This window comes from Nocardioides sp. GCM10027114, assembly GCF_042659625.1.
In the GTDB taxonomy this organism is placed as follows: Bacteria; Actinomycetota; Actinomycetes; order Propionibacteriales; family Nocardioidaceae; genus Nocardioides.
The window spans coordinates 26158-51563 of record NZ_JBHSSS010000019.1 but is presented as its reverse complement, the minus strand read 5'-3'; the positions used below and the strand labels follow the sequence as shown (position 1 = coordinate 51563).

Annotated in this window: 26 protein-coding genes; 10 read left to right on the top strand and 16 right to left on the bottom strand. The window is 72.3% G+C overall.

What is annotated here, in order from left to right; genetic code table 11:
- The first annotated feature begins 76 nt into the window (after window positions 1-76).
- Both ACFP2E_RS08575 and ACFP2E_RS08570 read left to right on the top strand, forming a co-directional pair.
- Window positions 77-1339, top strand: coding sequence for a hypothetical protein (locus ACFP2E_RS08575; protein ID WP_378523214.1), 1263 nt, complete (start codon window positions 77-79; stop codon window positions 1337-1339).
- Window positions 1336-2526: an AI-2E family transporter gene (locus tag ACFP2E_RS08570; protein WP_378523213.1), complete on the top strand. Its 1191-nt coding sequence runs from the start codon at window positions 1336-1338 to the stop codon at window positions 2524-2526. Before ACFP2E_RS08575 ends, ACFP2E_RS08570 begins: the two co-directional genes overlap by 4 nt.
- Before the next feature lie 17 nt (window positions 2527-2543).
- Here ACFP2E_RS08570 and ACFP2E_RS08565 read toward each other — a convergent pair whose 3' ends face one another.
- Window positions 2544-3527, bottom strand: a complete 984-nt coding sequence (locus ACFP2E_RS08565; protein ID WP_378523212.1) for a DMT family transporter — start codon at window positions 3525-3527, stop codon at window positions 2544-2546.
- Between the two features lie 39 nt (window positions 3528-3566).
- Here ACFP2E_RS08565 and ACFP2E_RS08560 point away from each other — a divergent pair, with 39 nt between their 5' ends.
- Complete coding sequence (locus tag ACFP2E_RS08560) at window positions 3567-4109, top strand: CGNR zinc finger domain-containing protein (RefSeq protein WP_378523211.1); 543 nt, start codon at window positions 3567-3569, stop codon at window positions 4107-4109.
- A gap of 28 nt (window positions 4110-4137) precedes the next feature.
- Here the strand turns inward: ACFP2E_RS08560 and ACFP2E_RS08555 are convergent, their stop codons facing one another.
- The 3 genes from ACFP2E_RS08555 to ACFP2E_RS08545 all read right to left on the bottom strand — a co-directional run bounded on the left by ACFP2E_RS08555 (window position 4138) and on the right by ACFP2E_RS08545 (window position 7608).
- Window positions 4138-4932: an alpha/beta fold hydrolase gene (locus tag ACFP2E_RS08555; protein ID WP_378523210.1), complete on the bottom strand. Its 795-nt coding sequence runs from the start codon at window positions 4930-4932 to the stop codon at window positions 4138-4140.
- Between the two features lie 46 nt (window positions 4933-4978).
- Window positions 4979-5734, bottom strand: coding sequence for a hypothetical protein (locus tag ACFP2E_RS08550; RefSeq protein ID WP_378523209.1), 756 nt, complete (start codon window positions 5732-5734; stop codon window positions 4979-4981).
- Between the two features lie 83 nt (window positions 5735-5817).
- On the bottom strand, window positions 5818-7608 hold the full coding sequence (locus ACFP2E_RS08545) for a 3-hydroxyacyl-CoA dehydrogenase family protein (RefSeq protein ID WP_378523208.1): 1791 nt from the start codon (window positions 7606-7608) through the stop codon (window positions 5818-5820).
- Between the two features lie 157 nt (window positions 7609-7765).
- Between ACFP2E_RS08545 and nucS the strand changes: the two genes are divergently transcribed.
- Window positions 7766-8443: an endonuclease NucS gene (nucS, locus tag ACFP2E_RS08540; RefSeq protein WP_378523207.1), complete on the top strand. Its 678-nt coding sequence runs from the start codon at window positions 7766-7768 to the stop codon at window positions 8441-8443.
- A 17-nt stretch (window positions 8444-8460) separates the two neighbouring features.
- Entirely contained in the window at window positions 8461-9012 is a 552-nt protein-coding gene (locus ACFP2E_RS08535; protein WP_378523206.1) for a DUF952 domain-containing protein, read from the top strand.
- A gap of 13 nt (window positions 9013-9025) precedes the next feature.
- Here the strand turns inward: ACFP2E_RS08535 and ACFP2E_RS08530 are convergent, their stop codons facing one another.
- The 7 genes from ACFP2E_RS08530 to ACFP2E_RS08500 are packed head-to-tail and all read right to left on the bottom strand — an operon-like array spanning window position 9026 to window position 15916.
- Window positions 9026-9598: a hypothetical protein gene (locus ACFP2E_RS08530; RefSeq protein ID WP_378523205.1), complete on the bottom strand. Its 573-nt coding sequence runs from the start codon at window positions 9596-9598 to the stop codon at window positions 9026-9028.
- A gap of 9 nt (window positions 9599-9607) precedes the next feature.
- On the bottom strand, window positions 9608-10321 hold the full coding sequence (locus ACFP2E_RS08525) for an ABC transporter ATP-binding protein (RefSeq protein WP_378523204.1): 714 nt from the start codon (window positions 10319-10321) through the stop codon (window positions 9608-9610).
- Entirely contained in the window at window positions 10318-11199 is an 882-nt protein-coding gene (locus ACFP2E_RS08520) for an ABC transporter ATP-binding protein (protein WP_378523203.1), read from the bottom strand. The genes ACFP2E_RS08525 and ACFP2E_RS08520 overlap by 4 nt, the downstream gene beginning before the upstream one ends.
- Window positions 11186-12412 carry a branched-chain amino acid ABC transporter permease gene (locus ACFP2E_RS08515; protein WP_378523202.1) on the bottom strand — a complete coding sequence of 409 codons (1227 nt, stop codon included), beginning with the start codon at window positions 12410-12412 and terminating at the stop codon, window positions 11186-11188. The genes ACFP2E_RS08520 and ACFP2E_RS08515 overlap by 14 nt, the downstream gene beginning before the upstream one ends.
- Entirely contained in the window at window positions 12409-13341 is a 933-nt protein-coding gene (locus ACFP2E_RS08510; RefSeq protein WP_378523201.1) for a branched-chain amino acid ABC transporter permease, read from the bottom strand. Before ACFP2E_RS08510 ends, ACFP2E_RS08515 begins: the two co-directional genes overlap by 4 nt.
- Window positions 13338-14783, bottom strand: coding sequence for an ABC transporter substrate-binding protein (locus ACFP2E_RS08505; RefSeq protein WP_378523200.1), 1446 nt, complete (start codon window positions 14781-14783; stop codon window positions 13338-13340). The genes ACFP2E_RS08510 and ACFP2E_RS08505 overlap by 4 nt, the downstream gene beginning before the upstream one ends.
- Window positions 14780-15916, bottom strand: a complete 1137-nt coding sequence (locus ACFP2E_RS08500; RefSeq protein ID WP_378523199.1) for a hypothetical protein — start codon at window positions 15914-15916, stop codon at window positions 14780-14782. Before ACFP2E_RS08500 ends, ACFP2E_RS08505 begins: the two co-directional genes overlap by 4 nt.
- Before the next feature lie 213 nt (window positions 15917-16129).
- On the opposite strand from ACFP2E_RS08500, the gene ACFP2E_RS08495 reads away from it, so the two are divergent.
- A complete protein-coding gene (locus ACFP2E_RS08495) occupies window positions 16130-17065 on the top strand; it encodes an oxidoreductase (protein WP_378523198.1) in 936 nt (311 codons plus the stop codon).
- Window positions 17065-18057 (top strand): helix-turn-helix domain-containing protein, encoded by a 993-nt coding sequence (locus ACFP2E_RS08490; RefSeq protein WP_378523197.1) that lies wholly within the window; start codon window positions 17065-17067, stop codon window positions 18055-18057. Before ACFP2E_RS08495 ends, ACFP2E_RS08490 begins: the two co-directional genes overlap by 1 nt.
- 111 nt (window positions 18058-18168) lie before the next feature.
- On the opposite strand, the gene ACFP2E_RS08485 is transcribed toward ACFP2E_RS08490, so the two are convergent.
- Window positions 18169-18663 carry an NUDIX domain-containing protein gene (locus tag ACFP2E_RS08485; RefSeq protein WP_378523196.1) on the bottom strand — a complete coding sequence of 165 codons (495 nt, stop codon included), beginning with the start codon at window positions 18661-18663 and terminating at the stop codon, window positions 18169-18171.
- A gap of 235 nt (window positions 18664-18898) precedes the next feature.
- Here ACFP2E_RS08485 and ACFP2E_RS08480 point away from each other — a divergent pair, with 235 nt between their 5' ends.
- On the top strand, window positions 18899-20224 hold the full coding sequence (locus tag ACFP2E_RS08480; RefSeq protein ID WP_378523195.1) for a hypothetical protein: 1326 nt from the start codon (window positions 18899-18901) through the stop codon (window positions 20222-20224).
- Window positions 20225-20245: 21 nt separating this feature from the next.
- Window positions 20246-20701: a hypothetical protein gene (locus ACFP2E_RS08475; RefSeq protein WP_378523194.1), complete on the top strand. Its 456-nt coding sequence runs from the start codon at window positions 20246-20248 to the stop codon at window positions 20699-20701.
- Between the two features lie 28 nt (window positions 20702-20729).
- On the opposite strand, the gene ACFP2E_RS08470 is transcribed toward ACFP2E_RS08475, so the two are convergent.
- From ACFP2E_RS08470 to ACFP2E_RS08460, 3 genes are all read right to left on the bottom strand, one after another.
- The gene (locus ACFP2E_RS08470; RefSeq protein WP_378523193.1) at window positions 20730-21638 is read right to left on the bottom strand and encodes an FAD-dependent oxidoreductase; all 909 of its coding nucleotides are present in this window, start codon (window positions 21636-21638) and stop codon (window positions 20730-20732) included.
- Between the two features lie 56 nt (window positions 21639-21694).
- The gene (locus ACFP2E_RS08465) at window positions 21695-22219 is read right to left on the bottom strand and encodes a ferritin (protein ID WP_378523192.1); all 525 of its coding nucleotides are present in this window, start codon (window positions 22217-22219) and stop codon (window positions 21695-21697) included.
- Window positions 22220-22332: 113 nt separating this feature from the next.
- Window positions 22333-22725 (bottom strand): hypothetical protein, encoded by a 393-nt coding sequence (locus ACFP2E_RS08460; RefSeq protein WP_378523191.1) that lies wholly within the window; start codon window positions 22723-22725, stop codon window positions 22333-22335.
- Window positions 22726-22818: 93 nt separating this feature from the next.
- Between ACFP2E_RS08460 and ACFP2E_RS08455 the strand changes: the two genes are divergently transcribed.
- A complete protein-coding gene (locus tag ACFP2E_RS08455) occupies window positions 22819-23325 on the top strand; it encodes a DUF427 domain-containing protein (RefSeq protein ID WP_378523190.1) in 507 nt (168 codons plus the stop codon).
- Between the two features lie 24 nt (window positions 23326-23349).
- Here the strand turns inward: ACFP2E_RS08455 and ACFP2E_RS08450 are convergent, their stop codons facing one another.
- A complete protein-coding gene (locus ACFP2E_RS08450; protein WP_378523189.1) occupies window positions 23350-25377 on the bottom strand; it encodes a protein meaA in 2028 nt (675 codons plus the stop codon).
- Window positions 25378-25406 lie beyond the last annotated feature (29 nt).

Below are 25406 nucleotides of genomic sequence, written 5' to 3'. Positions count from 1 at the left end.
CGCCACCGCGCGCAACGGGGGTCCCCCACGCCACCCATCGACGCCGCACCAACGAATCCGGGAGAGGTAGCGCAGCATGAGCGACCAGCAGGGTCTGTCCATCTTCGACGAGGAGCCCGACGAGGGCCAGGAGGCGACCGCGACGCCGGCCGACTCCGACAAGACGCAGGTTCTCCCCACCGTGAAGGAGGGGGCGGCCCCCGCGAAGAGCGGGAATGCGCCCAAGGCAGCCACCGCGACCGCCATCCGGCCCCCGGCCGCCGCGCCCGCACCGGCCCGGCCGGCGGCGACCGCCTCGCCGGCGCCGCGCGGCATCAGCGCCGGCGGCTCCTCCACCACCGGCGCGACGCAGGGTCTGCCCACCGTGCGTCGCGGCGGCTACGACAAGGAGGCCGTCGACAGCCGGCTGCGCCAGCTGGCCGCCGAGCTGACCGAGATGCGGTCGAGCGCCGAGAGCTCCGGCAAGCGCGTCGCCGACCTGGAGTCCCAGCTCGAGGCGACCCGCAAGGAGCTCGCCGAGCAGCAGACCCCGTCGTACGCCGGGCTGGGCGGGCGCGCGAGCGCCATGCTGCGCCTCGCCGAGGAGGAGGCCGGCGACGTGCGCGCCGCCGCCGAGCGGGACGCCGCGGAGATCCGCGAGCGTGCCCGGCGGGACGCCGACTCGCTGCGGGCCGAGGCGGCCGCCGAGGCCGAGGACATGCGTCTCGTCCAGCTCAAGGAGCTCGACGAGACCCGGGCCCGCCTGCTCGCCGACGCCGAGCAGGAGCGCAACCTCGCCCGTGCCGAGGCCGAGGACCTCCTCGCCTCCGCGCGCCGCGAGGCCGACCAGCTGCGGCTGGCCGCCCAGCAGGAGACCAACGACCTGCGCACCGGCGCCAAGCGCGAGTCCGAGCAGCTGCGCGCGGCCGCGGACCGCGAGGTCCAGGAGGCCCGCCGCACGCTGGCGGTGGAGAAGGAGCGCCTCGCCAAGGAGGCCACCGACCACCACGCCACGGCGATGGCGGAGACCAAGCGCCTCGTCGAGGAGGCCGAGCAGCGCGCGGCGGCAGCCGAGGACCGGGCCCGCGAGGCTGCCAACCAGGCCGCCACGCAGCGCCAGCAGGCGCAGTCGGAGGCCGAGGCCCTGCTGACCCGCGCCCGTCGCGAGGCCGAGCAGGTCGTGGCCTCGGCGCGGTCCCAGGCGTCCTCGATCACCACCTCCGGCCAGGCCGAGGCCGAGCGCGAGCTCGCGGCGGTCAAGGCCGAGGTCGAGCGGATGACCAAGCGCCGCGACGCCATCTCGGCCCAGCTCGCGTCGCTTCGTGACGTCGTCGCCGGTTTCGGCGAGGACGAGAGTTGAGCAGCGGCCCGGCTCCCACCGAGGACGACGCCCGGGAGGGCGAGGCGCCGGACGGGGCTCCGGCGGAGGCCGCCCGCGAGGGCGAGCACCCGTCGGCCCCGCCGGCCTCCCCCGCCGCCGGCGATTCCCACCACGACCTCGGGGAGCCGGGCCAGCCGTTCTCCCGGCACTCCCCCTTCTACATCGGCTTCTTCGGCGGCGCGGGCGCCCTGCTGGCCTACTGGCTCGGCAGCCAGCTGCTGAGCATCAGCTCGGTGCTGATCCTCGTGGTCGTGGCCATGTTCCTCGCGGCGGGCCTCAACCCCGTGGTCGAGCTCCTGGTCCGGCGCGGCCTGCGGCGGGCGTGGGCCGTCCTCGCGGTCACCGTCGGTGTGCTCGCGGCCGTGGGCCTGTTCGTGCTCGCGATCGTGCCGGTGATCAGCGACCAGGTCACCGGTATCACCGAGAACGCCCCCGAGTGGTTCGACCGGCTCCAGGCGAACCCGACCGTGCAGGAGCTCGACGAGCGCTTCGGCCTCCTCGAGCGGGCCCGCGACTACATCGAGCAGGGCGACTACGCCTCCCGGGTCTTCGGCGGCGTCGTCGGCGTCGGCCTCGCGGTCCTGTCCGCGGTGGCCAACGCCTTCATCGTCACCGTCCTGACGCTGTACTTCCTGTCCTCGCTGGAGGCCACCAAGCACGCCGTCTACCGGCTGGCGCCCGCCTCGCGGCGCGCCCGGGTGGAGCGACTGGGCGACCGGGTCATCGCCAGCGTCGGCGGCTACGTGTCGGGCGCCTTCGTCATCGCCGTGATCGCCGGCCTGTCGTCGCTGGTGTTCCTGCTCGTCGTCGGCCTCGCCGAGTACGCCGTCGCGCTGGCCTTCGTCGTCGCACTGCTCTCGGTGATCCCGATGGTGGGAGCGACCATCGCCGCGGTCCTCGTGTCGGCGATCGGCTTCGCCGAGGACCCCACGATCGGCCTCGCCTGCATCGTCTTCTACGTCGTCTACCAGCAGGTCGAGAACTACGTCATCTACCCGCGGGTGATGTCGCGCTCCGTCGACGTGCCCGGCGCCGTGACGGTCATCGCGGCGCTGGTCGGCGCCGCGCTCCTCGGCGTCGTCGGAGCCCTGCTCGCCATCCCCACGGCGGCGGCGATCCTGATGCTGACCCGCGAGATCGTGGTCAAGCGGCAGGATGCCCGGTGACGACCGGGCCCTGACCGTCAGGCCGGCGTCGGCTCGCGCCGGGTGACGGTGCGCTCGCCGGCCTTGACCGCCACCGCGCCGGCGAGGATCAGCGCGCCGCCGAGCAGCTGCACCGGCCGGGGCAGCTCGCCGAGCAGCAGCCACGCCCACACCACGGCGGCGACGACCTCGGAGAGGGCGACGAACGACGCCACCCGCGACCCGAGCCGGCGGCCGGCGGCGATGCCGGTGGTGTAGGCGACGGCGGCGGTGAGCACACCCAGCAGCACCAGCGGCACCCACCAGGCGACCGTCTGCCCGGCGTACGCGACCGAGGCCGTCGTGGCCCGCATCGGCAGCACGCCGACGACGCCGAGCGCGCCCAGCGCGGCAGCACCGGTGACCAGGCCGCCCGCGGCGAGCGTCAGCGGCGGGAGACCGTTGCGCTCGTCGGCGGAGATCACGAAGTAGGCGGCGGCCCCCACCATCGCGCCGAGCGCCCACAGCGCGCCGACGACGCTCAGCTCGGCACCCGAGAAGACGTCGAGCACGAGGGCGAGGCCGGCGGCGGCAATCAGCGCGCCCACGAGGGTGAGCGGGCCGGGGCGCTGGTGGTGGCGCAGCCACATCCAGATCACGACCGCGGCCGGCGCGGTGTACTCGATCATCAGCGCCGGGCCGACCTGCATGTACTGGATGGCCGAGAAGTAGGCGAACTGCGCCCCGGCCACGGCGAGCAGGCCGTACATGACCACGAGGCCCGAGGAGCGCTGCAGCAGGTGCCAGCGGCCGCGCAGTGCGGCGAGGCCGAACGGCACCACCAGCACGGCGGCGAGGCCGACGCGGACCAGCACCACGGCGCCCGAGCTCCACCCGGCGTCGAGCAGCGGGCGCGCCAGCGCGCCCGAGAGGCCGAACGTGAGCGCCGAGACCAACGCGAACGCCAGCCCACTCGCGGTCCGGTTCGGCGCCGGCGTCGTCACCGCCCCACCCAGGGGCATGTCATTGGTCATCGTCGTCATGGCACGTGACACTAGGCCCGCGACGTGTAATCTGTCAATGTGATCTTCACGCATGACACCGCCACGTCGCTCCAGGCCGCGGTCGAGCTGGCCAACAGCGGGCTCGAGCCAGACACGATGACGACGGTCGAGGAGCTCGACGACTTCTACGTGCGCTACGAGTACAGCGGCCGGCGCGACGGGGACGAGGCCGAGCTCGAGGCCGTACGGGCGCTGCGCGACGAGCTGCGCGAGCTGCTCAGCAGCGACCGGGACCGCGCGGTGGAGATCGTCAACGCGATGCTCGCGAGCGCGGGCGCACTCCCCCAGCTGGTGCGCCACGACCACTGGGACTGGCACCTCCACGCCGTCTCCCCCGGCGACCCGCTGCCGACCCGGATCGTCGTCGAGACCGCCATGGCGATGATCGACGTCATCCGCCTCGACGAGATGTCGCGGCTCGGCACCTGCGCCGACGACGACTGCGACGGCATCGTCCTCGACCTCTCCCGCAACCGGTCCCGCCGGTTCTGCAGCACCACCTGCACCAACCGGGCCGCCGTCGCGGCCTACCGGGCCCGGCAGGCCGCCGGCGCCGACTGACCCCGCCGGACCCGGCAGACGCCGGCGGTCAGGTCAGGAAGCGGCGCAGCACCTCGACGAAGACCTCGGGCTGCTCCGAGTGCACCCAGTGGCCGGCGTCCTTGATCGTGACCCTGCGGTTGCGCGGGAACCAGCGGTCCATCGGCTCGGCGTACTCGTCGCGGACGTACGGCGAGTTCTGGCCGGCCATCCACAGCACCGGGCCGTCGTACGACGCGTCCCCGGGCAGCCGGTCGTCGGGCCAGTCGCCGATCTCCAGCAGGTCCCGACCGAGGACCTCGAGGTTGATCTGCCAGGACCAGTCGTCCTCGTGGCGGCGCAGGTTCTGCAGCAGGAAGCTCCGGATGGTCCGGTCGGGCACCCACTCCTCGAGGTGGCTCGAAGCCTCGTGCCGCTGCTCGAGGGAGTCGAGGTCGAGCGCCTTCATGCCGTCGATGAAGCGCACGAACTCGGCGGTGTGCTCGTAGCGGACGGGCGAGACGTCGACGACGCAGAGCCGCTCCACCCGCGCCGGGTGGCGCAGCGCGGCGAGCATCGCGATCTTCCCGCCCATCGAGTGGCCGACCAGGGCCACGGGGTCGTCCTCGGAGAACAGCCCGGCGACCTGGTCGGCGGCGTCGAGGTAGTCGAAGCTGTCGCTCCACGCCGACCTGCCGTGGTGCGGCATGTCGACCAGGAGCACCCGGTGGTCCGCGGCGAGCTCCTTGGCGATGCCGGTCCAGTTCTTCCCCTGCCCGAAGAGGCCGTGGCAGAACACCACGAGCGGGCCGCTGTCTCCGTAGCTCGTGGTGTGCAGGCCGTCGGCGCGGGGCGGGGCAGGCATGGGCCGAGGCTATCGACCGCCCACCCGCCCGAATCGTTCGGGCGTGTCAGAAGTCGAAGCCGTCGAACATGTCGCCGATGCCGTCGCCGATCCCCTCGATGGCGCCGCCGATCCCCTCGCCGATCTCGCCGAGCATGTTGAACCCGCCGAGGCCGCCGAACAGCAGGCCGGCGAACATCCAGTCCATCGGGGTGAAGGCGCCGAAGTAGCCACGCGCGTAGGGCTGGTAGGCCTTGCCACCCGCCCAGTACGGCACCCGCTGGGCGCCGACCATCACCATGCGGGCGTCGGGCTCGGCCCCGGCCCGCACCCGTTCGGCGTCCAGCGCGCACGCGGGGACGTCGCGCTGGGTGCCGCCGGGCGGGGTCCACGGGACGTCCACGACGGACAACCCGTGGCGCGGGTCGAAGAAGCACGGCGGGCGACGGGTCGGCAGCGGTTCGCCCGCCACCCGCGCGCGGACGCACGCGATGGCGTAGCGCCCGTCCTCGATGATCTCGGTGACGTGCCGGATGTGCTCGGGCTCGGTGATCGCGTCACCCGCGGTCTTGGCCGCCTCGTAGGCGTCGAGCGCGCGCTGGTAGTCGCTGTTCTGGCCCTCGTCGAGCTGGTGGCCGGTCAGCTCGAGGTCGAGCGCCTGGAGCTCCTCGCCGAGCGCCGTGATGTCCTCGAACGCCAGCTTGCGGACCGGCGCCAGCTCGGACTCCTTGCGCTCCAGCGCCTTGCGCTGGTTGCTCTTGCTGGCCATTCCCACGGCGGCCAGGATCCCGGCCAGGAAGACGAGGATGACGAGCAGCTCCATGGCCTCAGCCTACGGCGCGCGGGCAAGGTCCGGGCCGCCCTCCTCGGGCGGCCCGGATCCTGGTGGCCGGGGCCGACCGGCCGTCAGCGGGCGCTGTAGTCGCGGAAGCCGCGCTTCGTCTTGCGGCCGAGGTAGCCGGCGGTGACGAGGTGCTCGAGCAGCGGCGCCGGGGCGAAGCCGGGCTCGCGGAACTCGAGGTAGAGCTCGCGCTGGATCGCCAGCGAGACGTCGTTGCCGACCACGTCGAGCAGCTCGAACGGCCCCATCGGCAGGGCACAGCCCTGCTTCATCGCCGTGTCGATGTCGTCGGCCGTCGCGTAGTGCGCCTCGAGCATCTTGACCGCGTCGTTGAGGTAGGGGAACAGCAGCGCGTTGACGATGAAGCCGGCCCGGTCGCCGCACGAGACCGCGACCTTGCCGACCTTGGCGCACAGCGCCCGGGTGGTCTCCTTGACAGCGTCGTCGGTGACGACCGTCGAGACCACCTCGACCAGCTTCATGACCGGCGCCGGGTTGAAGAAGTGCATGCCGATGACGTCCTGGGGACGCTTCGTCGCCTTCGCGCACTCGATCACCGGCAGCGACGACGTGGTCGTGGCCAGGATCGCGCCCGGCTTGCAGATGTCGTCGAGGTTCTCGAAGAGGGTCTTCTTGATCCGCAGGTCCTCGGCAATCGCCTCGACCACGATGTCGACGGTCGCGAGGTCGTCGAGCGAGGTGGTCCCGGTGAGCCGGCCGAGCACCTCGGCCCGGGCGGACTCCTCGAGCTTGCCGCGCTGGATCGCCTTGTCGAGCGAGCGCTCGATGGCCGAGCGGACGCCGTCGACCTTGTCCTGCGAGCGCCCGACGAAGAGGACGTCGTACCCGGCCTTGGCGAAGACCTCCACGATGCCGGTGGCCATCGTGCCCGTGCCGACGACGCCGACCTGCCGGATGTCGTGCCGCAGCTGCGGCGCCGCGTCGGCCGACGGGGTCTCGTGGTCGGGGACGACGACCGGGCTGTCGGGCTCCTCGTAGGTGTAGAAGCCGCGGCCGCTCTTGCGGCCGAGCATGCCCGCGGTGACCATCTGCTTGAGGATCGGCGCCGGCGCGTGGAGCCGGTCGCGGCCCTGGCGGTACATCGTCTCGAGGATCTCGTACGCCGTGTCGAGGCCGATCAGGTCGAGCAGCGCCAGCGGGCCCATCGGGTAGCCGCAGCCGAAGCGCATGGCGGCGTCGATGTCCTCACGCGTGGCGTACCTGCCCTCGTACATCGCGACGGCGTGGTTGAGGTAGCCGAACAGCAGCGTGTTGGCGATGAAGCCGGCCTTGTCGCCGCAGACGACGGGGTTCTTGCCGAGGGCGGCGACGAGCCCCTTCACGTCCTCGAGCACGTGGGGCTCGGTGACGACCGTGCGGATGATCTCGACGAGGTTCTGGACCGGCGCCGGGTTGAAGAAGTGGACGCCGATGACCCGGCCGGGACGGGTGTTCGCCGTGGAGATCTCGGTGACCGACAGCGAGGACGTGTTGGTCGCCAGGATCGCGTCCGGCGCGACGATCTCGTCGAGCTGCCGGAAGATCTCCTTCTTGACCTCCAGCGACTCCACGACGGCCTCGACGACGAAGTCGGCCTCGGCGAGGTCCTTCATCGACGTCGTGAGCGTGATCCGCCCCAGCAGCTCGCCCTGGTCGGCCTCGGTCATCTTTCCGCGCTTCACCGCGCGGGCCGTCGAGTGCTCGAGGTGCGCCCGGCCGCGGGCCACGCCCTCGTCGTTCTGCTCGACGCCGATGACGCTGAACCCGTTGCGGGCGAAGACCTCGGCGATGCCCGCACCCATGGTGCCGAGGCCGATGACGCCGACGGTCCTGAAAACACGTTCGCTGCTGGTCATGCGGGGCATCCTGCCAGAGCGGCGACACGCGCCGGCTGTCGGATTTGTCACCCCTCGCCCGGCGCCCCGGGGCCCACGCCGGGGAGCCGGCTCCCGCGGGCAGCGCGCGGTCCCCGGGGCTCGGCCCGGGCCGACGGCCACGGTAGATTCGCGCCCCGTGAGACTCGTCGTAGCCCGCTGCCAGGTCGACTACGCCGGACGGCTGACGGCCCACCTGCCGATGGCCACCCGCGTGCTGATGATCAAGGCCGACGGGTCGGTGCTGGTCCACAGCGACGGCGGCTCCTACAAGCCGCTGAACTGGATGTCACCGCCCTGCACGGTGCGCGAGGGCAAGAACGACGACGGCCACGTCGAGTGGACGGTCACGAGCCCGAAGACCGACGACACCCTGCGCATCCTCATCGAGGAGGTCGTGCACGAGTCGTCCCACGACCTCGGCGTCGACCCGGGGCTGCAGAAGGACGGCGTCGAGAAGCACCTCCAGGAGCTGCTGGCCGAGCACCCCGCCCACCTCGGTGACGGCCTGACGCTCGTCCGCCGCGAGTACCCCACCGCGATCGGGCCGGTCGATCTGATGTGCCGCGACGCCGAGGGGCTGTCGGTGGCGGTGGAGATCAAGCGCCGCGGTGAGATCGACGGCGTCGAGCAGCTCACCCGCTACCTCGAGCTGCTCAACCGCGACCCGCTGCTCGCGCCCGTCCGCGGCATCTTCGCCGCCCAGGAGATCAAGCCCCAGGCGCGCGTCCTCGCCACCGACCGCGGCATCGCCTGCGCGGTCGTCGACTACGACGCGCTCCGCGGCCTCGACGACTCCGAGCACCGGCTCTTCTGAGCCCTGAGCGAGCAAGCATGCGGATCTTCCACCTCGCCCTGCGCTCCGACTGGGAGGCCGCGCGCCGCGCCGGCGCCTACACCGTGTCCACCCGGGGCCGGACGCTGGCGGAGGAGGGCTTCATCCACGCCAGCCGCGGCGACCAGTGGCAGGGCGTCCGCGACCGCTTCTACGCCGATGTCGAGGAGCCGATGGTGCTGCTCGTCATCGACACCGACCGGCTCACCTCCCCCGTCGTCGAGGAGGCCCCGGACGGGGCCGGGGACACCGGCGAGACCTTCCCGCACGTCTACGGCCCGGTGAACGCCGACGCCGTCGTGCAGGTGGTGCCGCTCGACTCGGCCGGCCGCCCGTCGGAGGCGTCCTTCTCCGCGCTGTTCATGCAGGAGCTCTTCCGCAACGTCCTGCTCGCCTCGGTGCTGCTGGTCGCGGTCGTCGTCGGCGCCCTCGTCGGGCAGGCGCTCGACCCCGAGTGGGGACCGCTGGGCGGCACCCTCGTCGCGCTGGCCGTCGGGGTGCCGCTGCTCGTCGCGGGGCGGCGCCGCTGGAGCCGCCCGGACGGGTCCTGACGGCCCTTCCGGGCTAGCGACCCGGGGCGATCGCGCCCTCGACCAGCCGACCGAACTGGGGCGGCCGGCACACGCGGCAGGGCTCGAGCCCGCTTCCCGGCACGTCGGTGAGCGGCACCATGTGGGCCTCGGTCCGCGCCTCGGGCAGGGTGCAGTCGGGCAGGTGGTACGACGAGCCGCCGGCGACGACGTACCCGCCGAGCCCGCCCGGGGCCGCCATCATGCCGGGCATCGCGCCGGGCATGGCGCCGGGCATCGCGCCGGGCACCATGCCCGGCTGGCCGCCCTGCGACTGCCGCTCCACGGCAAGGGCGACCCGCTCCATCGCGGCCTCGAGCCGCGCCATGTCGGCCCGCTGGTTCTGGACCAGGAGCAGCGCCGAGCCCAGCACGACCACGCCCAGGCCGACGAGGCCGCCCGAGATCAGGAACGGGAACTGGGCCGGCACGAAGTTGGTGCTCGCGGCGCCGTTCCAGCCGAAGAACATGACGAGGAACCCGACGACGCAGAGCAGCACGCCGATCTGGCCGCCGAGCCGGCCGAGGTTGGGACCGCCCGGGAGGGCAGACAGGGAGAGGTTGGACATGGTGGCTCCTCACACCCCGAGGTAGGCCTCGCGGAGGTTGACGTTGCGGATCTCCTCGCCCACCGCGGTGTGGACGAGCGTGCCCTTCTCCATGATCAGCGCGCGATCGGCAAAGGGCAGGGCGCCGGCGTTCTGCTCCACCATCAGCACGGTGGTGCCGTCGGCCTTGATCCGGGAGGTGACCTCCCAGACCGTGCGCGCCAGGGTCGGGCTCAGGCCCAGCGACGCCTCGTCGATGACGAGGAGGCGGGGGTCGGACATGAGCGCGCGGCCCACTGCGAGCATCTGCTGCTCGCCTCCCGAGAGCGTCCCCGCGTCCTGGTCCTCGCGCTCGGCGAGCCGCGGGAAGTAGTCGAGCACCAGCTCCAGCTGCTTGCGGACCTTGCGCGGCGACCGCCGCCGGCTCCATGCCCCGAGCCGGAGGTTCTGCCGGACGGTCAGCCGTGGGAACACCCGGCGGCCCTCCGGGCTCAGCGAGATGCCCTGCCGGACCCGGGCCGACGGCGACTTGCGGCCGAGCGACTTGCCGTCGAGCAGCACGCTCCCGGACTGCGGGCGCAGCAGCCCCGCGATGGTGGAGACGGTGGTGGTCTTGCCCGCGCCGTTGAGGCCGAGCAGCACGCAGACCTCGCCCTGCTCCACCTCGAAGTCCACCCCGTGCAGGACGGGGTGGGGGCCGTAGCCCACGACGAGGTCGCGGACCTGCAGCAGCGGCGTGCTCATCGGACGGGCTCCAGGTCGGTGAGGGTCGGCGCCTCGTCGGCCGCCGGCAGCGGGGTGGCCGGCGGGCTGGTCGGCGGGCTGGTCGGCGGCCTGGTCGGGTCAGCCGGCGCCGGGTCGGGGTCCTCGCCCAGGTAGGCGCGCACCACCTCGGGGTGACGGCGTACGTCGTCGGGGGCGCCCTCGGCGAGCACCTCGCCGAAGTTGAGGCAGTAGACGTAGTCGGAGACGCGGGTCACCAGCGGCACGTGGTGGTCGATCATCACGATCGTGAGCCCGAACTCGCGACGCAGGTCGAGCAGCGTGTCACCGAGCGCGTGGGCCTCCTCGGGCCCCATGCCGGAGCCGGGCTCGTCGAGCAGCAGCAGGTCCGGGTCGGTGGCGAGGACGGCCGCGATCTCCACCCGCTTGAGCACGCCGTAGGGCAGGTCCGCGACGCGCGCCCCGGCGACGTCGCGCAGCTGGAGGAGGTCGAGGATCAGCTCGCCGCGCTCCCGGACCCGCCGCTCCTCCGCGAAGCTCGCGGGGGTGCCGACGATGCCGGCCCACGGGTCGTAGGTGACCTGGAGGTGCTGGGCGGTGGCAAGGTTCTCGGCAACGGTGGCGTTCTTGACGAGGCCGACGTTCTGGAAGGTGCGGCCCACCCCGAGAGCGGTGCGCTTGTGGACCGGCATCGAGGTGATGTCGCGGCCACGGAACCGGATCCGGCCGGAGGTGGCCTGGTAGAAGCCCGTGATGCAGTTGAAGAGCGTGGTCTTGCCGGCGCCGTTGGGGCCGATGATCCCGACGATCTCCCACTCGCCCGCGCGCAGGTTGACCTCGCGCAGCGCCTGGATGCCGCCGAACCGGATGCTGACCCGGTCGATCTCAAGCACGGACATCGGACACCTCCACTTCCTGGGTGGCACCGGCGTGCCGGTCGAAGCGTCGCCCGGCCAGCCAGCCGCGGATCGGGGCGACCTGCTGGCCGATGCCGCCGGGGTAGAGCGTGAGCGTCAGCACGAGCAGGATCGGGCCGACCACGAGCGCGACGAACTCGGTGGGCAGGTCGAGGAAGCCTTCGAAGAAGCCCTCGAGCCGGAACATGTCCACCAGCGCGCCCTCCTCGAGCAGTGCGAAGAAGACCGACCCGATCACGACGCCGACCCGGTTGCGCAGGCCGCCGACGACGGTCATCAGGATGAAGAGCAGTGCGAGCCGGAAGTCGAACGAGCTGCCGACGATCACCTCGTCGTGGTGGGCCATGAGCGACCCGGCGATTCCCGCGAAGATGCCGGAGACCGTGAACGCGACGAGGATGTAGGCCCGGACGTCGATGCCGTACGACGATGCGACTCGGGGGTTCTCCCTGAGCGCCGCCATCGCGCGGCCGGCCCGGGACGAGGTCAGCCGCCAGTCGAGCCACAGCACCAGGGCGAGGAAGCCGAGGCAGACGAAGTAGTAGCGGTAGCCGCTCGTGAACAGCTCCGGCCGGGGTGCGGGCTTGCCGCCCTCGCCGCCGGTGATCGTTGCGATGCCGAAGAGCGTCTCCTGGGCGAAGGTGCCGTACGCCAGCGTGACCAGCGCGAAGTAGAGGCCCGTCAGCCGCAGCGACACCGCGCCGAGCAGGGCGGCCTGCACCCCGCCGAACAGCGCTGCCACCGCGATCGCGAGCCAGAAGCTGAGCTGCAGGTCGCTGACGATGTACGCCGAGGCGAAGGCGCCGATGCCGACGAACGCCTGGTGGCCGAACGAGATCTGGCCGCAGTAGCCGAGCAGCACGTTGAGCGAGAGCCCGCCGATGGCGTAGATCGCCGCCAGCGAGGCGGTGTCGATGTCGGCGACACCCACCTCGAAGGGCGACAGGAAGTTCACGGGGAAGGCCAGCACCACCCAGGCCAGGAACGCCCACACCAGGCCGCGCGCGACCCAGCCCCCGGTGGTGGGCCGGAACTCCGCGTGCTCGCCCTCGAGGGCGGAGTTGACCTCGGTCGGGTCGTCCTCGGGCAGGGTTGCGGGCACCGGTGGCATCACGATCGTGCGGTCGGCGGCGTCGTCCGGGGGCTTGCGGGCCGGGTCCCGTGGGGCGGCGGAGCGGTCTGCGGTGGTCGTCATGCCGTCGCCGCCTTCGGGACGAAGATGCCCTGCGGCTTGATCAGCAGCACCACGAGCAGGAAGCCGAAGAGCAGCATGGCGCGGGGCCCGGGGACCTCGGAGAGGATCGTGAGCGTCCCGAGCTGCTCGATCACCCCGACGGTGAGCCCGCCCGCCACCGCCCCCGGCATGCTGCGCATGCCGGCGAGGACGGCGGCCATGAAGCCCGGCAGCAGTGCCCGGCCGGTGCCGAAGGTCAGGAAGCCGGCCGTGAAGGTGGTGAAGGGCCCGGAGAGGATCCCGGCGAGGCCACCCAGCAGCGCGGCGATGGCCCAGATCAGCATCGAGACCTGACGGACGTTGATGCCCACCAGCTCGGCGGCCGTCGACTCCTGCTGCGATGCCTGGACCGCGAGCCCCCAGGGCGACCGGAAGAAGATCGCCAGCAGGACCGAGGCCACGATCAGCACGCCGAGCGTGATCAGCTGCTGCACCGTGACCGGCGCCCCGAACGGCGGCACGAGGAAGAACGCGTCGTTGATGCGGGGCATCGTCATGATCAGCGTCTCGTTGAACTGCCAGAACTGGAAGCCGACGGCCGCGAGCGCCACCCCCGCGGTGCCGACGAGCACAGTGACCCGCGAGGAGTTCCGCAGCGGATGGACCACGAGCCGCTCGGTGAGCAGGCCCATCGCGACCGCCACCGCCAACCCGAAGGCGATGGCCGCCGGATAGCTCCAGCCCATGAGCACCTTGGCGGCGTAGGCCGCGAAGAGCCCGGTGGTGCCGAACTCGGTCTGCGCGAAGTTGAACGCGCCCGAGGCCCGGAAGACGAGCACGATGCCGAGGGCCACCAGGGCGTAGACGCTCCCCTGGAGGATTCCGATGACGAAGGCGACACCGAGCTCGTCGGCCAGGCTGATCGTGAGGACGGTGGAGAGGCTGGTCACGGCCGTTCGTTCCTGCGGACCGTGACGTACTCGCGCTTCCCGCAGTCGGCCTGCAGCAGGTGCATCGCGGTGCCACCGAACCGGCTGGTGAAGCTAGTCGGCGGGTAGACCCCGCTGTCGAACGTCTTGACCCTGGCGATCGTGGCCATGAACGACTCCCGGCTCAGGTCCTTGCCGGTCGCCTGGAGCATCGTGCCGACGAGCTTCTCCATGCCGTAGATGGCCGCGCCGATGTCGTCGGGGCTGGCGTTGTTCTTGGACTGGTAGGCGCTCACGAAGGCCTTGTCCTGGCGCATCACGTCCATCCCCGGGAACGGGGAGTAGAAGAGGGCGCCGTCGACCGCCGGACAGGCGCCCGTGGCCACGATGTTGAGGCCGTTGGTGAGGCCCGGACCGATGAACGTGACCTGGCAGGCCATCGCCTTGGACACGTTGATGAGCGAGCTCGGGCTGGCGTTCCAGAGAACGACCTTTGCACCGCTCTGGCAGATGTTCGTCCCCACCGACGCAGCCTCGGCCGCGGTGTTCTTGGGGATCCGCCGGCTGAGGACCAGGTTGTCGCCCGCCACGCCCTTGACCGCCGAGGCCGCCTTCGCGAAGAAGTTGTCGAGGCTGTCGTTGTCGGCCACGACGACGGCGACGTTCTGGCCACCGAACTGCGACTTGACCAGCTTGGCGAGGAGCGGCACCTGCTGCTCGTAGGTCAGCGACAGCGCGAAGTACGTCGACAGGTTGGCGAGCGGACCGAGGCCGGGCCGGGTCTCGTGCACCCCGGCCGACAGGTAGGGCACACCGATGGCCGCGGCGTACCGGGCGCAGGCGTCGATCTGGTCCGCGCCGGCGCCGCCGATCAGCAGGAACACCTCGTCCTGCTCGGCGAGCTTCTTGCAGACGCTGCGGGCCCGGTTGGGGTCGAACCCGTCGTCCTCGAAGATGACCTCGACCTTGCGGCCGTTGATGCCACCGGCGCGGTTGACGGCGGCGAAGTAGGTGCCGACGGCCCGCTCGAACGTGCCCTGCGACAGGGCGGAGGCACCGGTGACCGGCGCGTGCACGCCGATCTTGATGGTGTCCGCCGTGACGCCGGTGGTGTCACCCTGACCGGGCGGCGGCGCGGTGCCCGGGGGAAGGCTCTGACCGCCAGGGTTCTGCGGGTCGCCACCGGTGGTGCCGTTGCCGCCGAGGCTGCCGCCGCTCTTGCCGAGCGATCCGCCATCGGAGGCGCCGCCGCCCCCGCCGAGTCCGCCGAGGTCGCCGCTGGCACCGGCACCGGCACCGCCGAAGCCGTCACCGCCGGCGAGCTGGCCCGCCTGGGCGGCGGTGCCGCCGGGACCGGCGTACATCGTGTTGACGCCGGCCTTCTGGCCGCAGCCGGCGGTCACCAGCAGCGCGAGCGCGAAGCCCAACGCGGTGACGCGGCGCGCCCCTGCCCGGCGGCTCACCGGCCGCGCCCCATGTCGCGGCCGGCGAACCGGAGCCGGTCGAGCGCGCGGCTGACGCCGTGGCGTCCGGTCGCGACGACCGGACGACCGGCGGGGCCGAGCGCCAGCATGATCACGTACGCCAGGACGAGGCCCAGCGGCAGCAGCAGCAGACCGGCCTTGGGGATGCCGGAGTACCACGCGGGCATGGCGGCGACCGGGGTGGTCGCGGCCGCGGTCGAGGTCGTCTCCGCCTCGCCGGCGGCAGTCAGCTCCCCGCCCCCGCCGAGGTCGTCCGCGGCGGTGAGGTCGCCGCCGGCGTCCAGCGGTGCACCCCCGCCCGACGGCACGGACAGTCCCCCGCCGACGCCTCCGCCCCCACCGACGGAGGCGGGCGACCCGGATGAGCCGCTGTCGGAGTCCGTGCCGCCGGGAGCCCCCGGCTCCTCCACGGCTGCCGGCGGAGTCGCCTGCAGCCGGAGACCGATGCCCTTCTCCTTGACGCCGTCGAACACGACCTGGAACGACTCGGGCGCCTCGACGTCCTCGACCAGGACGACCGCCCTGGAGTTGGCGTTGTCCTCGGCCAGCCAGCCCTGGGCGATCTCCGAGAGGTCGAAGCGCCACAGGCCGTTCTCGTCGCGCTTGCCGACCGCCGAGGCGGTCTCGCAGTCGTAGGTCGGCTTGTCCTTCCACGCCGATCCCGCGCCGTCGGCCCAGAACACCTCGGTGATCGGGCAGGCGAGGATGCGGGCGGCGTCGGCGTGGGCGTTCGTGCCCGGCTCGGCGCTCTCGCGCAGCACGAGGTCGAGCTTCTTCACCTTGGCACCGGTGTCGGCGCGCAGCACCAGCTCGATCGCCGCGACCTTCTCGGCGTCACCGTTGACCGCCGCCACCGGGAAGGTGCCCTGCGGGATGTTCGGCGAGCCCGGGAAGGTCGGCGCGACGACGCCGGTGTCCGGCGGCGGCTCGTGGAGCGACCACCACCAGCCGACCTTGAGCACCTTCGCGCCCCGCTGCTGGCCGGGCTCGATCGCTCCGCTGCTCTTCTTCTCGGCCTTCGCCTCGTTGGGCGAAGCCGCAGCCGGCGCCGCTCCCGCGGCGAGCACTGCTCCGAGCAGCAGGGCCGATCCGACTTGCCAGGTCTTCGACATGGTTCTCCTTCTGGAACCCCGGGCCTCCCTTGCCCCGTGAACGACGTGCGTCGGACAGGGTTACGTACGTCACAACTGGTCCAGACGCCTTCCCGCCCGACATCACCTGGCGCAGATCGCCGGCCGATTGGCGCGATCTGCGAGTGAGGTGTCGTGCGCGCCGACGTAGCGTCGTGCTCGACAGCCCGTTCCTCCCACCCGAAGGCCCTTCCCATGAGCTGGTCCCTACAGGACATCCCCGACCTCACCGACCGCGTCGCCGTCGTCACCGGCGCGAACGGCGGTCTCGGTCTCGCCTCGGCAATGGCCCTGGCCGGGCGCGGCGCCCACGTCGTCATGGCCGCCCGCAACCAGGAGAAGGCCGCCGCCGCCCGCGACGAGATCCTGGCCGCCCACCCAGACGCGGCGCTCGAGGTCGTCGAGCTCGACCTGGGCTCCCTCGCCTCGGTGCGCAAGGCCGCTGACAAGATCCTGGCCGGGCACGACCGGCTCGACATCCTGATGCTGAACGCCGGCCTGATGGCGATGCCGGAGGGCACCACCGAGGATGGCTTCGAGCGCCAGCTCGGCGTGAACGTGCTCGGCCACTGGGCGCTCCTCTCCCTCCTGCTCCCGCGGGTCGTGAGCACACCCGGCGCCCGTGTCGTGACGCTGTCGTCCGTGGCCCAGCACACCGGACGGGCCCTCGACGTCGACGACCCGCACCAGCGCACGGGCTACGACGCGTGGCGGCAGTACGGCAACACCAAGCTCGCGATGCGCCACCTCGCCCAGGGACTGCAGCGGCAGTTCGAGCGCGCCGGGGTCGACGCCGCAGCCCTGGTCGCCCACCCCGGCCTGACCAACTCCGATCTCCAGACCACCACCCAGCAGCACGGCGGCGGCGGGCTCATCGGGACCTCGTCGGTGTTCCTCGCACGCACGACCGGGATGACGACCGAGCGGGGTGCCCTCAGCCAGCTCCGGGCCGCGACCGACCCGTCGGCGTCCGGCGGCGAGATGTACGGCCCGCTGCTCGGTTCCACCGGCCGCCCGGTCCGCAAGCCGCTGGTGCGGCGAGGTGCCGACGAGGCGATCGCCCGGCTCTGGGAGGTGTGCGAGCGGGAAACCGGCCTGACGCTCGACGTCACCGAGCCGGTCCGGGACTGATGGCCCACCCCCCGTTCCGGCTCGGACCGGGCGCCCGGGTCCTGCTGGCCGACCTCGGGGTCGCGCCGGCGGACGTGCTGCGTGCCGCGGGGCTGCCCGGGGACCTGCTCACACACACCGAGGTGACGCTCCCGCCGTCGGACTACTACGCGTTGTTCACCGCGCTGGACGAGCTCGTGACCGGAGCCGACCTCGCCGTCGCCATCGCCGACGCACTCAGCCTGGAGTCGTTCGACGCGCCGATCTTCGCGGCCATGTGCAGCCCGGACCTGCGCACCGCCGCGGACCGCATCGCCGTGCACAAGCGGCTCTGCTGGCCGCTGCGTCTCGACGTCGACCACCGCGAGGACGGGCTCGACCTGGGCATCGTGTGGCCGGCGACCGAGCCGCCGCCCGAGGTGCTCGCCGGCGTGGAGGTGTTGTTCTGGGTGGCCCTGGCCCGGCTCGGCACGCGCACCCGGGTCGTGCCGCTCGAGGTCGAGGTGCCGCGGGGCTCACGGGGCGTCGCCGCGTGGGAGGCGTGGCTGGACTGTCGGGTGCGTCAGGGCGCGGCCACGCGTGTCCGGTTCTCGTCGATGGATGCCCGGCGGCCCTTCCTGACGGCGAACGCGCGCATGTGGGAGTTCTTCGCGCCCGAGCTGCGGCAGCGGCTGGCCGAGCTGGATGCGAACGCGACCACCGGCGGGAGGGTCCGCGCCGCGCTGGTAGAGCTGCTGCCGGCTGGCGCTGGTACGGCGTCCGGCGTGGCCCGCGAGCTCGGGATGAGCACCCGGACCCTGCAGCGCCGGCTGACGGCCGAGGACGCGACCTTCGCCGGCCTCCTCGCCGACGTTCGCGAGAACCTGGCCCACCACTACCTGACCACCTCGGCCCTGCCAATCGTCGAGATCGCCTTCCTCCTGGGATACGACGACCCCAACTCCTTCCACCGCGCGTTCCACCAGTGGACCGGTCACACCCCGATGGACGTCAGGCGGAGCGTCAGCGCCTGAGCGGCCGCCTCACTCGAGGGCCACTGCTCGATCGCTGCGGGCAACAGGGACGGATGGACGACAACGACCGGGTCGGGGCTCTCCCAGAGATCCGGACTCTGCTCCGCCCCGCTAGAGCCGGTGGATCAGGCCCAATGCGTCTGCATGCCGAAGGACGTCGGCATGCAGCGGGTCGTTCTTTGCGAGGTAGTCGGCCGCCTGGACGGGCGGAAGAGCAAGCACCTCCACGACGTTCTCGCCGTCAGGTGGATTGGATGGCGTGCCCGCAACCCGCACGTGCCCGACTGCGTAGCCCCAGTACGTGCGTGGGTGTGGGAAATGCGAGCGGTAGGGCTCGTTTCGTTCGCTGTCCGCCCGGTGCGAGGAGAAGTGGAGCAACGTTCCCGAAAGGGCAGCGCCTGCCTCCTCGACGAGTTCCCTCCTTGCGAGTTCGAGGAGCGACTCGCCTGGTTCTCGCCTTCCTCCCGGAAGGAAGCGTTCGCCCTCCGCGCTCCGGCACACCACGACCTCGGCCCGCTCGGTCACGGCCACGATGTGGAGGCGAGTGACAAGAGCCTCTGGAGCCGCGCCCACGACGTACGAGATCCGAGCGGCTGCGTAGTCCACGTACGAATCCTCGAACAGCCGGGGGAAGCGCCTTGGCCAGTCGACTGAGCCCTTGTCCACGTGCCTCAGCATGTCAGTTGGTCCGTGCCGCCTCGGCATGTGCGGGCGGTCCCACGTGGAGGTTGGGCGTCTTCCCTCATCCCAACGTTGACCCTGGCTGGCGACCAGGGGGATCCGCCAAGTAGGTCCACATGATCCCCTTGTTCTCGAACAGGTGTTCGACTACACTTCGTTCATGGAGCCCGACGACCACCCCACCCCCACCGCGATGTTCGCGCGGGTGCGGCAGGTCCGGGCCGCCGAGACCGCCGCCGAAGCCGAGCTGCTCCAGCTCGCGCTGGCCTGGGCGCACGCCCATCCCGACCCCGGCGAGGTCTGGGTCGAGGACGACTACGCCGACCCGATGATCCCCGCGATCGCCTGGGACGCCGCCGCCCCGTTCGCCGCCGCGACCGGCCGCTCCACCGCCGCCGGCGACGCCCTGATCCGCGACGCGCTCGTGCTCGCCCACCGGCTGCCCAAGGTCTGGGCCCGCGTCTGCGCCTGTGAGGTCGAGGCCTGGCGCGCCCGCCGCATCGCCCAGGCCGTCTACGGCCAGCCCGCCGACGTCGCCGCCCACCTCGACACCGCCCTGGCCCCCATCGCCCACACCGTCGGCCCGGTCGTCCTGGACCGGCTCCTCGACGAGGCCATGCTCCGGCTCCACCCCGAGGACCGCGAGGCCGCCCAGCTCGAGGCCCTCGACTCCCGCCACGCCACCCTCCACGAGGACTCGATCAACGACACCGGCATCGCCGAGATGACCATCCGCGCCGACTGGAAGGACCTCCACGACCTCGACCAGACCCTGGCCGAGATCGCCGCCCACCTCGCCGACCTCGACGAGGCCGACCAGCTGGTCCCCGAGTCCCTCGACGTCCGCCGCGCCCGCGCCGCCGGCATCCTCGCCGACCCCCACACCGCCGCCGCCCTCCTCGACCGCACCCCCACCCCGAAGCGGCGCCGCAAGCACACCACCCTCTACGTCCACCTGTCCGCCGACGCCATCGCCGGACACGACCCCGTCGGCCGCTGCCAGACCACCGGCCGCCCCATCCTCGAGCAGCAGATCCGCACCTGGTGCGGCCGCGACGACACCCACCTCACCGTCGTCCCCGTCATCGACCTCACCGACCACGCAGCCGTCGACGCCTACGAGATCCCCGACCGCCTCAAGACCCGCACCAGCCTGCTCACCCCCACCTGCGTCTTCCCCTGGTGCACCCGCCCCGCCCACCGCTGCGACCACGACCACACCATCCCCCACGCATCCGGCGGCACCACCTGCGACTGCAACCTCGCACCCCTCTGCCGCCGCCACCACCGCCTCAAGACCCACGCCGGCTGGACCTACACCACCCCCGACACCGGCGTCTGGCTCTGGGCCGAACCCCACGGCCAACAATTCCTCCGCGACCACACCGGCACCCACGACATCACCCCACCCGGACGACCCCGACCCACCCACAACGGCTGCCGCATGACGCCGGCCGAGCTGCCGGAGCCCGTCCCCCGCGAGTGACACTTGGCCCGAGGACCCGCCATGACCCACGACGAAGACCCGCTCGCCGGGCTGTGGACCTGCCCCGACTGCGGGGCCCGGTTGGTGACGCCGCGGATGTGGCACTCCTGCGGCAGGTTCACGCTCGAGGAGCTGTTCGCCGGCTCGACGCCGCAGGCCCTCGACCTCGCGCGGGCATACGTCGCGATGCTGCACGGGCTCGGCGACGTTCAGGTCCTGCCGCAGCGCACCCGGCTCGTGGCGGTGGCACGGGTCCGCTTCGCCGGGCTCGAGCCCCGGCACGACGGGTTCGTCGCGAACTTCGCCCTCCACCGGTGGCTCGACAGCGAGCGTGTCGTGAGACGCGCCGACCACGGCCCACGCTGGCGGGCCCACCAGGTCCGGGTCGGGGACCCGGCTGACCTGGACGACGAGCTCCGCGACTGGCTGCAGGAGTCGCACGACGTGGTCGGACTCCAGCAGGACCTCCGCAGCTGACCCAAGCGGCCGACGCGCTGCCGTCGGCTCAGCAGTCGGCGAGCGCGACGACCTCCTCCGCGACGCCCCAGCTCAGCGTGACTCCGGCGCCGCCGTGCCCGTAGCAGTGGACGACGTCACCGGACCGCTCGAGCCGGACCGCCGGCCGCACCGGCCGCAGTCCGACCTTGTGCCGCAGCACCCGCGCACCACGCAGCTCCGGCACCAGGGCGGTTGCGCGCCGCCAGATCGCGTCGGCCACCTCCTGCGACGGGGTGCGGCTCCACTCCCCCTCGACGTCGGTGCCGCCGACGACGATGTCGTGGCTGCGTGGCACGACGTAGGTCGGCCCGGCGGCGTCCAGCCACCAGCGCTCCAGCCCCACCTGCTCGACGTAGAGGACCTGCCCCCGCACCGGCACCACCGACCGGTCCGACCCGAGCAGCCGCGCCCCCAGCCCCGAGCAGTTCACGACGAGGTCCGCCCCGGACGGCAGCTCGCGCAGGTTCATCCGGGTGATGGTGCCGCCGAGCTCCTCGAGCCGACCGACCAGCCACCGCAGGTAGACCGGCATCTCGACCACCGGCGTCACGAACGTCCAGCCGTCGGCGTACCCCTCGGGCAGCGAGGTCTCCCGGTCCAGCGCAGGCACCGCCCGTCGCCACCACGGCTCCCGCTGCCGGCTGGTGAAGACCTCGGTGCCGGTGAGCATCCGCACCCCCGACTCCGGGTCGGTGTCGGCGAGCGCGTCGAAGACCGCGTACGACGTGGCGGACCAGGCGGTCACCTTGTCCTGCGGCAGCGCCCGGTAGGGGTACCAGATCGCGGCGGCGACGGCCGAGGTCGTCTCCAGTGGAAGGTCGCGGGCGAGCACGTCGACGCGGTGCCCGGCCTCGAGCAGGCGCACGGCGCAGCTCAGCCCGACGACCCCGGCGCCGACGACGATGGTCCTGCTCATGGGGCGAGTCTGTCGCAACCCGGACGTCGTTGCCGCGGGTCTCGGCGACCGGTGGGTCAGGCGCCGGCCTGGCGCGGCGCCGTCGGGTCGGCGTCGCCGCCGTTCTGCTCACGCGCGACGTACTCCTCGATGTCCTCGAGGTCGTCGCGGCAGCGGGTGACCACGGCGAGCAGGTCGGTCATGGTGGCGACCTCCTCGACCTGCTCCTTGATGAACCACTGCATGAACTGCTCGGAGGCGAAGTCGTTCTCCTCGCGGGCGGTTCGCAGCAGCCCGTTGACCTGCTCGGTGACGCGCTTCTCCTGCTCCAGCGCGAGCGCGACCGGCGCGACCACGTCGCCGAAAGACGGGATCGGCGCCTCGACGCCGGGGATCACCACGTCGGCGTCGGTGTCGAGCAGGTACTGGACCATCATCATCGCGTGCGTGCGCTCCTCGAGCGCCTGCTCGTAGAAGAACGCGGCCATCCGCGGCATCGTCTGCGCGTCGAAGTAGACGGCGCAGGCGAGGTACTGGTTGTGGGCGGCGAGCTCGTTGCCGATCTGGGCGTTCAGCTGCTCGACGAAGCGGGCGGCAGGCACTCGGGTCTCCTTCTCGTCGCGTTCTCGTCACGTCCGCCACCGCGGAGGGCGGAGCGGTGATGTCCGAACTATGGCAGCCGCCGGGGTGCCCGGCACCCAAGGGCAGGCTGGCCTCAGGCAACCTTCTGCAGCTGCTTCTTGGTGACCTTCTTGCCGTCGGTCGTGACCAGCACCCGCTTCTTCACGGTCATGCCCTCGGGCAGCGTGCCCTCCTTGAGCATCCGGATCGGGCAGCGGCGACAGCGGTCCTTCGACACGCAGCACTCGGGCTTGGGCAGGCAAGGCCTCGAAGCACCCGCCTTGTCGGCCGCGCCGGTCTCGCTCCGGCTCTCGCGCTGGGCCTCGCGCTGGGCCTCGCGCTGAGCCTCGGCGCGGGCCTTCTCGAGCGCCTTCTCGGCGCGTGCGGCCTTCTTGCGCGCCTTCTTCAGCGCCTTCTCTGCCTTGGCGACCTTCGCAGGCAGGGCAGACCCCTCCGGGGTCCGCTTCAGGTCCTTCTTCTTGCCCACGTCCAGCAGGGTAGCACTTGGTTAGGCATGCCTCACCTCACTCGTCCGCCCAGTGAGTCCACCAGTGACCGGCCCCCGGTTACCGTCGACGACGTGCCCGCCCCGCGTACCGCCCCCGAGCAGCCCGGTCCCGGCCAGGAGTCCGTCTGGGACTACCCCCGCCCGCCCCGGATCGACCGCAGCGACGAGCTCGTCGAGGTGGTCCTCGGCGGCCGCGCCGTCGCCCGGACCCGCGAGGCGCTCCGGGTGCTCGAGACAAGCCACCCGCCGACGTACTACCTGCCCGCCTCGGCCTTCGAGGAGGGCGTGCTGCAGCCGGTCCCCGGCACCACCCACTGCGAGTGGAAGGGGCGGGCGTCGTACTTCGACCTGGTCTCCCCCGACGGCCCCACCGCCGAGCGGGCCGCCTGGACGTACGCCGACCCGGTGCGCGGGTTCGAGTCGCTGCGCGACCACGTGGCCGTGATGCCCGCCGCCGTCGACGAGTGCCGCGTCGACGGCGAGACCGTGCGCCCTCAGGAGGGCCGGTTCTACGGCGGGTGGATCACCAGCCGGGTGGTCGGGCCCTTCAAGGGCGGGCCCGGCACCTGGGGCTGGTGAGGGGGCTGGTGACCGGCCGGCTGGTCAGACCGACGTGGCGCCGGCCGCCTCGGTCGTCTCCAGGCCGTGGGCGCGCCGGATGACGTCGACGATCCCGCCCATGATCCCGGTCAGCCCGAAGTCCTTGGGCGTGTAGACCGCGGCCACGCCCATCTCGACCAGCCGTCGTCCGTCGCTGTCGGGGATGATCCCGCCGACGATGACCGGCACGTCCTCGAGACCGGCCTCCCGCAGCCCGTCCAGCACCGCCGGCACGAGCTCCATGTGGGAGCCCGACAGGATCGAGAGCCCGACGCAGTGCACGTCCTCGGCGACGGCGCCGGCCACGATCTGCTCCGGCGTGAGCCGGATCCCCTGGTAGACGACCTCGAAGCCGGCGTCGCGCGCCCGGACCGCGACCTGCTCGGCGCCGTTGGAGTGGCCGTCGAGCCCGGGCTTGCCGACCAGCAGCCGCAGCCGCCCGCCGAGCTCCTCGCCGGTGGCGCGGACCCGCTCGCGCACCTCGGCGAGCTCGGCGCCGGCCTCGGCGACGCCGACGGCGCCGGAGACGCCGGTGGGGGCGCGGAACTCGCCGAACACCTCGCGCAGCGTGCCGGCCCACTCCCCCGTGGTCGCGCCGGCCCGGGCGGCGGCGAGCGTGGCCGTCATCAGGTTGGCGTTCGTCTTCGCGTCCGCGGCGAGGCGCGCCAGCGCCTCGGCGACCGCGGCCTCGTCACGCTGCGCCTTCCACTGCTCGACCGACCGGTGCGCCGCGGCCTCCGCCTCGGGGTCGGCGGTCTGGATGGCGCCGTCGAGGTCGGCGGTGAGCGGCGAGGGCTCGGTGGACTCGAAGCAGTTGACGCCGACGATCTTCTCGTCGCCGGACTCGATGCGCGCGCGCCGCGCGGCGTGGGCGGAGACCAGCTGCTGCTTCATGTAGCCCGACTCGACGGCGGCGATCGCACCGCCCATGGCCTGCACCCGGTCCATCTCGGCCTTGGCGCCGGCGACCAGCTCGGCCACCTTGGCCTCGACCACGCGGGAGCCGCTGAAGATGTCGTCGTACTCCAGCAGGTCGGACTCGAAGGCCAGCACCTGCTGCAGCCGCAGCGACCACTGCTGGTCCCAGGGCCGCGGCAGGCCGAGGGCCTCGTTCCACGCCGGCAGCTGGACCGCACGCGCCCGCGCGTCCTTTGACAGGGTGACGCCGAGCATCTCGAGCACGATGCGCTGCACGTTGTTCTCCGGCTGCGCCTCGGTCAGGCCCAGCGAGTTGACCTGCACGCCGTAGCGGAACCGGCGCATCTTCGGGTCCTTCACGCCGTAGCGCTCCCGGGTCAGCTCGTCCCAGAGCTCGACGAAGGCGCGCATCTTGCACATCTCCTCGACGAACCGGACGCCGGCGTTGACGAAGAACGAGATCCGGCCGACGACCTTCTCGAAGTCCTCCTCCCCGACCTGGCCCGACGCCTTGACAGCGTCCAGCACCGCGATCGCGGTGCACATCGCGTAGGCGAGCTCCTGCGTCGGCGTCGCCCCGGCCTCCTGCAGGTGGTAGCTGCAGATGTTGATCGGGTTCCACTTGGGGATCTGGTTGACCGTGTAGGAGATGACGTCCGAGATCAGCCGCAGCGAGTGCTCCGGCGGGAACACGTAGGTCCCACGCGACAGGTACTCCTTGATGATGTCGTTCTGGGTGGTCCCCGCGAGCTGGGCGGCCACCTCCTCCGGGGCGAGGTCGGGGTTCTGCTCCTCGGCCACCACCTGGTAGAGCGCCAGCAGCCACATCGCGGTGGCGTTGATCGTCATCGAGGTGTTCATCCCCGTCAGCGGGATGTCCTCGAACAGGCGGCGCATCTCGCCGAGGTGCGGCACCGGGACACCGACCTTGCCAACCTCGCCGCGCGCGAGCGACGAGTCCGGGTCGTAGCCCGTCTGCGTCGGCAGGTCGAACGCGACCGACAGGCCGGTCTGACCCTTGGCCAGGTTGGTGCGGTACAGCGCGTTGGAGGCAGCGGCGGTCGAGTGGCCGGCGTACGTCCGCATCACCCAGGGGCGGTCCTTCTCGCTCATGGGGCGAGCGTAGGACTCCGGCTACCGGG